This is a genomic window from Okeania hirsuta (genome assembly GCF_003838195.1).
GTDB classification, from domain to species: domain Bacteria; phylum Cyanobacteriota; class Cyanobacteriia; order Cyanobacteriales; family Microcoleaceae; genus Okeania; species Okeania hirsuta.
Genome location: NZ_RCBY01000292.1, coordinates 1 through 7,677 on the forward strand (window position 1 = coordinate 1; position 7,677 = coordinate 7,677).

At 32.8% G+C, this 7,677-nt stretch carries 6 protein-coding genes and 3 pseudogenes; 2 read left to right on the forward strand and 7 right to left on the reverse strand.

Going from position 1 to position 7,677, the window contains the following annotated elements; genetic code table 11:
- Positions 1 to 430: 430 nt before the first annotated feature.
- From lnt to D5R40_RS42220, 4 genes and pseudogenes are all read right to left on the reverse strand, one after another.
- Entirely contained in the window at positions 431 to 1,981 is a 1,551-nt protein-coding gene (gene lnt, locus D5R40_RS28305) for an apolipoprotein N-acyltransferase (RefSeq protein ID WP_124155547.1), read from the reverse strand.
- A gap of 213 nt (positions 1,982 to 2,194) precedes the next feature.
- Positions 2,195 to 3,082 (reverse strand): metal ABC transporter permease, encoded by an 888-nt coding sequence (locus D5R40_RS28310; protein ID WP_124155548.1) that lies wholly within the window; start codon positions 3,080 to 3,082, stop codon positions 2,195 to 2,197.
- Between the two features lie 683 nt (positions 3,083 to 3,765).
- A pseudogene (locus D5R40_RS40215) lies at positions 3,766 to 4,101 on the reverse strand (XisI protein).
- A pseudogene (locus D5R40_RS42220) lies at positions 4,089 to 4,508 on the reverse strand (element excision factor XisH family protein). Before D5R40_RS42220 ends, D5R40_RS40215 begins: the two co-directional pseudogenes overlap by 13 nt.
- A gap of 216 nt (positions 4,509 to 4,724) precedes the next feature.
- On the opposite strand from D5R40_RS42220, the gene D5R40_RS28330 reads away from it, so the two are divergent.
- A complete protein-coding gene (locus tag D5R40_RS28330) occupies positions 4,725 to 5,702 on the forward strand; it encodes a DUF262 domain-containing protein (RefSeq protein WP_124155549.1) in 978 nt (325 codons plus the stop codon).
- A gap of 173 nt (positions 5,703 to 5,875) precedes the next feature.
- Positions 5,876 to 6,310: a hypothetical protein gene (locus D5R40_RS28335; protein ID WP_124155550.1), complete on the forward strand. Its 435-nt coding sequence runs from the start codon at positions 5,876 to 5,878 to the stop codon at positions 6,308 to 6,310.
- Positions 6,311 to 6,412: 102 nt separating this feature from the next.
- Here D5R40_RS28335 and D5R40_RS28340 read toward each other — a convergent pair whose 3' ends face one another.
- From D5R40_RS28340 to D5R40_RS40220, 3 genes and pseudogenes are all read right to left on the reverse strand, one after another.
- Complete coding sequence (locus D5R40_RS28340; RefSeq protein WP_124155551.1) at positions 6,413 to 6,601, reverse strand: type II toxin-antitoxin system Phd/YefM family antitoxin; 189 nt, start codon at positions 6,599 to 6,601, stop codon at positions 6,413 to 6,415.
- Between the two features lie 322 nt (positions 6,602 to 6,923).
- Positions 6,924 to 7,400 carry an AAC(3)-I family aminoglycoside N-acetyltransferase gene (locus tag D5R40_RS28345; RefSeq protein ID WP_124155552.1) on the reverse strand — a complete coding sequence of 159 codons (477 nt, stop codon included), beginning with the start codon at positions 7,398 to 7,400 and terminating at the stop codon, positions 6,924 to 6,926.
- 32 nt (positions 7,401 to 7,432) lie between these two features.
- Positions 7,433 to 7,546: pseudogene (locus D5R40_RS40220) on the reverse strand (manganese ABC transporter ATP-binding protein); the annotation flags it as partial.
- Positions 7,547 to 7,677: the final 131 nt, after the last annotated feature.

A 7,677-nucleotide genomic window follows, 5' to 3' on the forward strand; every position in this document is an offset into this window, starting at 1 on the left:
ATCCCCATGTAATTTTCCTCCTGTCTCCAGTATAGCTGTCTCCTGTCTCCTTCTTCAATGGTACAGCATAATATATTGCACAAATAAGCAGATTTAAAAGCACTATCGCTGTAGAAATTTTTTATAGGTTTAATTAGATCTGAAACATCTACTAATTTTCCTTCTGATGCCCATTGAGGAATTAAAGTATGTTCTGCTTTTTTAGAGAAAAAAATATCAGGTGGTTTACCTGCTGCTAAAGCATCAATACCTACTTGTTAAAATATATATATCAACAATTTTTTATTCATTTGTTTTGATTAATTATTGTTTTGTAGCAACTGCCATTACTGCTCTTGACTTATAGAATATCTAAAACAACGGAATATCAATAATCAACCTTCCTCCTTCTCTTCTAGATAACTAAATGTCTTCTTCCTTCTTACTTCTGCTATATTTTTGACCAGATAATTATTTTTATTAAAATTCCTCCCATCACTAATAATGGTGTTAACCAATCACCCAATTTTACATATAAAGTTTGGGTATTTCGCCGATAAATTGTGGTTGAATAAGTTTCATAAGTATTAATTCCAGATAGCCAAATTGTTCTACCGTGAGGATCTACAATTCCAGAATAACCTGTATTAGTTGCTCGTACCGCCCATCTATCAGTTTCAATTGCCCGCATTACATCTTGAGCATGATGTTGAGCTGGCATTGTGGGACTATAATGGGCGTTATTAGCTGCTGTTAAAATAAATTCTCCTCCTGCTGCGGTTTGTCTTTGAAATACTTGGGAAAAAGCTGAGTCATAACAAATTCCAACTATTGCTTTGCCAAAGGGTGTCTCAAATATTTGGTCTGTTTTTCCAGGTACTAAATGAGCGTCTAAAGGTGAGAGTCTATCTATTAGTTTTCCTAAAATTTCATTGAAAGGAATAAATTCTCCTAAAGGTACTAATTTAATTTTGTCATAACGACTAAAAATTTCTCCTGTATTATCTATAGTAAATAAACTGTTAGTCAGATTATTATCTTGTTTGCCATAACCACCGACCCAAGCTACTACTTCTTTGTCTAAAATTGCTTGATAAAAAGAAAGGAATCTACGATTATTTTGATTTGTCCACAAAAAAGGTAAAGCTGTTTCTGGTGTTAATACAGCATCAACGCTTTGGTCTGCTAATTTTTTATATCCTGTGGTATAACCTTCCAGGGCACGATACCAACCTGTAGAATTGAACTTAATTTCATTAGGAATATTACCTTGAATAATTCCCACTTTTAATGCTGTTTCTGAATCGGGATTTAAAGGAATATTATATAGACTAAACCCTACTATGTGGAAAAATAGAAAAGTTGTAATTGGAAGTAAGAAGAAAGAAGGAGAAAGGGAGAAACGAAAATCAACTTTTTTTTCCTGCAATTTTGCTTTGATGAAGCCTTCCCCAATTAAAGCATTTACTGTAATAATAGCTGCCGTAACTGTAATTGGTCCTGATAATTGACTAAGGTGTAAAATTACTAAATTATAGTTGCTCTGAGTCAAAGATAAAGAAGTCCACCAAAGACTTCCTAAACTCCAGATTTTCTCTAAACAACACCATAAAGTTATACCTAACAAAACTCTGGCGAATGAGAATATTTTCTCTGAGAAAGATGTAGGAGTTAAAACCCCAAATAAATAAGCCCAAATAGCAACTAAAATTGCTCCCCAAAGAGTGATAAAAATCCAACAAAATATAGCGATCGCTAAACTAGCTAACCAAGGAACTCCTAACCAGGTCATGGGATGAATTCCGGTTATCCAAAATAAAGCTACACCGTGATAACCTATTCCCCAAACTAAACCTAATAAAAATTTATCAAAGTATTTTTCTTGTTGAATTACTAACACCCACAGAGGAGCTAGAGCTACCCATCCGAGAAACCATGCGTTTACTGGTGCTGTGGTCATTCCCATAAAAATGCCACTAATAAATGTTATGAATAATATCATTTTTATAAATGTTTGCTACAAATACTTAAGATGTTTTTAGTAGTCAGTAGTTATAGCAGGGAACAGGCAAAAGCGGTGCGACCCCGTGTCGCCGACAGAGGCACCTAGTAGCGGACTAAGAGAGGCAATAGTGGGAAAAGTATTTCTGTGTCTAAAGTTCATCATTAATCTATGTCCTAACCAACTCGTTCCTTGCTATAGGAGAAATCAAATTTACTTAATTAAATTTTTCAACTCCCGCCAAATAGAGGGTTGACTAGAAATTGATGTTGGATAAGTTAAAATTCCTTGAGTAGGACTGAACAAAAAAGCTAATATAAATAACCCAAATGATACTAATACAATTGCTGGACCAGATGGCAAATTATAGAAGTAGCTAATATACATTCCACTAATACTCGATAAAACCCCTATTCCTACCCCCCAAATCATTACTTGATACAATCTTTTAACTAATAGATAAGCTGTAGCTGCTGGTGTAATTAATAAAGACAAAACTAACACTACTCCCACTGCTTTAAGACTGGCTACAATTGTCAAACCAATTAACATCATTAGCCCCAAGCTTAATAAATTTACAGGTAAACCTACTGCTTGAGCGCCGAGGGGGTCAAATGTGTAAAATAATAGTTCTTTATACAACAATACTACTACTAATAAAACAATCGCAGCGATAATTAATGTATCTCTCACATCTCCAATAGTTACGCCGAGAATATTACCAAATAAAAAATGATTTAGGTCAATTTTATTGTCTTTCTGAATAATTGTAATTAATGTGATTCCTAATGCAAAGAAGGCAGAAAAAACTATCCCCATTGCTGCATCTTCTTTGATTGGCGATCGCGTCCTAATTAAATTAATTAAAATAGTACTAATTACTCCGGCAATAAATGCTCCAATAAAAATATTTGCCCCTACTAAAAAAGCAACAGCTAATCCCGGCAATACTGAGTGACTAATGGCATCTCCCAATAGAGCTAATCTTTGTACCATTAAATAACTACCTACTACCGCACAGATAATCCCAACTATTATGGCAACTAAGAGCGATCGCTGCATAAAACTATATTGTAGTGGCTCTAGTAATGTTTCTAACATTAGTATTTATTTTTCCTTTTTTGTCTGTTTGATTATTGTGATTTTATAGCCAATAATTAAGTTTTAAGTTCAAAATCTTGGAGATAATTATAGTATATTTCGGGCAAATAATGAAAATTATTTAGTGGGGGGATCTTGCCTGCGTAGATGTACCTCATAACAACGGGAAACGCTATAATTCAACAATTAATAATGAATAATTAATAATTAATAATTAATAATTACCTCTCCTTGAAAAGAAGAGGATTGACTAATTATGAAAATTTTTATTTATTATCCCCTATCCAAGGGGAGGCTTTAAACCAAAATTTTTCGGTAAAAATTTATATCAATTCACATTTTTCAAGTAAAAATAAACTACTAAAATTTACATAAATTTTTAATTACAGTAGATTTTACCTTGGTGAGATATAGTTACGACTTGGTGAGGTAGAACCATCGCGAGCAAGATGCTCGCACTCGGAATATTTAATAGACATCTCCAGAAAAGAGGGAGTAATGAGTAATGAGTAATGAGCAATGAGTAATGAGTAGGAAGTAGGGAGTAGGGAGTAGGGAGTAGGGAGTAGGGAGTAGGGGGAAAGAATTGAGGGTTTATACTTGATAATTGACTTGATTTTTGATTTTTGGAGATGTCTAATTATTAATATCTGTACTTCTTATGTTTGGAATTTACTCTAATTTTAAGAAATTGCAAAACCTGTATATTGACGCACTTCCTCTGGATGAAAACCTAAAACTATCATATCTTTGGTTATTCCTGCTTCTAAAAGTGCTTCAGCAACAGGTTGAGAACAACCATCATATTGAATCCAAATTTTATCATTAATAATATCAATATGAACTACGGAACTACAAACTCGACGTATATCATCCCAACCCATACGAATTACTTGATAATGGTCTCGTTATGTGTCAATTACAATTTCGACATCTATTTGACCATTAGCAGGTTTATGGGTGCCATATTCGTAGATTATTTTCTTAATAATTTCACGATAGTTATCTAAGTTATCCATTTAACTATTCTCCCAATTTTTTCATCACAAATTATTAGACGCAGTTGTATTTTATTAATAATTAATTGACCTAATTTATCTTGGAAGATATTTTCATAAGCTTGTTGATTAACGGCAAGATAAAGTAAACATTCTGGTTATAGTTCCGATAATACAGTCCGATAAATTTCATATTGCCCCACTGCTATTTGTAAATCCTTTATGGGAGAAATACTAATAAAAATTTTGATTTATACAGCAATTTTTTTACCTTGTTTTTCAGCAGTGATCGCTGTTTTTTATGCACCCAAATCAACATAAAAATGTTTACCTCCATAACCTAAATATAGAGGGTCCTGGGTAATTGTCCAACCATCTGTTTTTAATGCTTCAACAACCGTATTATGATAAATATCTCTAGCTGGCATTAGTTATTTAAGAATTTAATAGTTCAAAGTATGTAAAACACAATTAACACTGATTATACTCACCAACTGGGTTGATTGAGTGTTTGTAGTTAATATTTTCCTTGATATAGGATAAATTTGATTGAGATTGAATCATCTTCCATAGTACAATATTCTCAAAGTGACATAATAAATATTAGATAGTAATATAAGAATCAATCCTACAAATAAAATAACATGAAAAGAACAATCAACTTTCAAACTATTTCCTGGTTTTGGGATTTATATCAAAGAGAACTTCTTGATTTAGATCCATCATACCAAAGACGTAGTGTTTGGAATCAAGATTATAAGGATTACTTTATTGATACAGTATTACATGAATATCCAGCACCTGCAATTTTTATATATCAAGAAATCAGTCCTGAAGGAGTTTCAAAAGTTAGCATAGTTGATGGAAAACAGAGATTATCTACCCTGTTTCAATTTGTTAATAATGAATTTCCTGTCTCTGAAAAAATGTCTATTCAACGCTTTCGCGGTAAATACTTTCAAGATTTAGAGACTAAAGATAAACAAGATTTTTGGAAGTATCAATTTGCTATTGAATATTTACCATCATCCGATGAAGACGTTATTAGTAATATATTCGATCGGATTAATCGTAATGTGATTAAATTAACTCCTCAAGAACTTCGTCATGCAAGACTTAGTGGTGATTTTATTACTCTTGCAGAGGAATTATCTAATTGGATGTTTAATTACTTAGAAGAAAAAATTAAAAACTTTCCCAACCTTCATTCTACTCCCAGAAAACAAATGAAAGATGTTGAAATGGTAGCACAACTACTGTTATTTTTAGAAGAGGGTGCAAAATCTTATAGTGCTGATTATCTTGATAGAGCTTTTACTAATCGAGATAGTGAATGGGAAGAAAAGGATGAAATAGAAGACGAATTTCGCAAAACTATTAAATCTATAGGCAAAATATTAGATTTATCATTAGATTTAAAAAATGGTCAGATTTGGATGACTTGTTTGCTTGTACAATTATTATCCCCACTCTATCTCATGAACAAGAGGTCAGAGAATTTTGTCAAAGTACATTTGAAATTATCAATACAGTTAAAAGAGGACAGAATAAAAAATCTCCAGATACATTTAAGTTTGATTCAACTCGAATTTATGCTCAACTTAAGACCAATAATGACATAATTCAAGAGAATCAATTAAGTATTTATAAAATTAAATTTGAAATACAAATCAAAAGTGCTTTTGAACACGCCTGGTCTGTTTCAACTCACGATCTTGTCTATAAAAATTCGGAAATTGATTGGAGAAAATTACGTTTAGCTGCACAAATTAAAGCAACGGTTGAACAATTAGATATGTTAATACTTGCTTTTGAACAAACTTCCGATTTTATTGAAGATAATAATTGCCTGGAAATCAAAAATAAACAATATTTAGCAAAAGAAATCAATAAATTATTTCAAGATAAAAAAATACCTGATGAGCTTAAACCAAAAGATATGAGTCGTTTTTGCGATAACTTATATCGTCTGTTAATCAATGTAGTTGAAGAAAAACAAATTAAAGAAAAAGTTAAAGCAGTAATCCAGAAAATTCAATCAACAAAAACAAATCAAATTCCGCGCAGTATTTCATTATTTCAATATTTTATTAGTATTTTGATATCAGAGAAAATAATTGATTATTCTATAAATAGATATTATTGGCATATCACCCAAGAAGTTGTAAGTCTTTATCCAGCACTAAAGACTATTGACTCTACTTTTGAGTATGAAGAAAATGATTTTTAATACTTGCTTGCAACTTATTTTTCAACACGGTTGATTTCGGTTCAGCAATTTATTAGCTTGCGTTGCTGAACCATAAAAAGATATGGGTATCTAATAAAATTCTCATTTCCCCTCAAATGCATTAAGTATATCTTCTGGCAAAGGAGCATCGAAATCATCCGGAACAGTAAACTCACCTGCGCATAAACCAAATGGTCGTAACTGCTTGCTATTGGCAATAGTTCTAATTTCAGCGCTCGCTTGCTCATATCTAATAATTACAACAGTTTTTCCCTCTTCGACTAAACGCAAATATTTCAGTAGATCGCTTTGAATTTCATCACATAGTTACATTTAGCATGATAAAAAACCTCAGAATTTCTACAAAAACGATCGCTCAATAATCTTTTTCAAGATAGCAGGCAACAGGCAACAGGCAACAGGCAACAGTGGGAAAAACATTGCCTAGTCTAAAATTCATCATCAACATAAGTCAAACACCAACTCGTTCCTTACTATATCTTGAGTTGGGGCTGAATTTCAGCTGTGTCAGTCCAGTAGGGTGCATTAATGAAATGTAACGCACCATCTAGATTTTAATTTTCGGTGTGTTACGCTTTTTGAAGCTAAAAAATTACTCATCATGTTTGACTACAATATCAAAGTGTAGGACATCTTCCCGCACACCCCCAACTTTTCTATATAACTCTATTGCTGGATCGTCACCATAGTCAGCTTGAACAAAGATAACATAAGCTCCCCGATCGACAGCTATATTCTTGAGTGTGTCAATGAGCGCCATTGCTATACCTTGGCGACGGTGTTCAGTCGATACCGCCAAATCATATATATAAATCTCGCTGCGTTCTTGCTCAAATTTGTGAAGTTCATATGCTGCCAGACCACCCACCACCTCTCCATGTTTTAATGCAACCAACACGATAAAATAATCTCTGCTGAGTAGCTTACGAAGATAATCAGTTTCAGGTTTGACTTTGCAATAAGTTTCCACTTCATCAAACGCATCACCAAAAACATTGAGCAAGTCTTGCATTAGCTTTATATCTTTCTCAGATAGATGTTGAATGGTGATATTTTCTGTTGAGTTCATATTAATATATATCCCAAAACAAGATGGATACAAATAATATTTTCAGTCTTCTGGTCAACTCCAACAAACGGTTCATCAAAACAAAAAATATCGGCTTCCTTAATCAATGACCGTACCAAAAATGCTCGTTGTTGTTGACCGTCAGACCTTCTTATAAATTGGACATCTCCAAAAATTAAAAATAAAATCAATTATTATCTAGAAATTATCAATTACTCCTCCCTGTTCCCTGTTCCCTGTTCCCTGTTCCCTGTTCCCTCTTTTCTGGAGATGTCTA

Excerpts from the sequence above, each read along its gene's own strand:
- D5R40_RS28345 (WP_124155552.1), bottom strand. The coding sequence starts at position 7,400 with ATGAACTCAACAGAAAATATCACCATTCAACATCTATCTGAGAAAGAT.
- lnt (WP_124155547.1), bottom strand. The coding sequence starts at position 1,981 with ATGATATTATTCATAACATTTATTAGTGGCATTTTTATGGGAATGACC.
- D5R40_RS28310 (WP_124155548.1), bottom strand. The coding sequence starts at position 3,082 with ATGTTAGAAACATTACTAGAGCCACTACAATATAGTTTTATGCAGCGA.
- D5R40_RS28335 (WP_124155550.1), top strand. The coding sequence starts at position 5,876 with ATGTTAATACTTGCTTTTGAACAAACTTCCGATTTTATTGAAGATAAT.
- D5R40_RS28330 (WP_124155549.1), top strand. The coding sequence starts at position 4,725 with ATGAAAAGAACAATCAACTTTCAAACTATTTCCTGGTTTTGGGATTTA.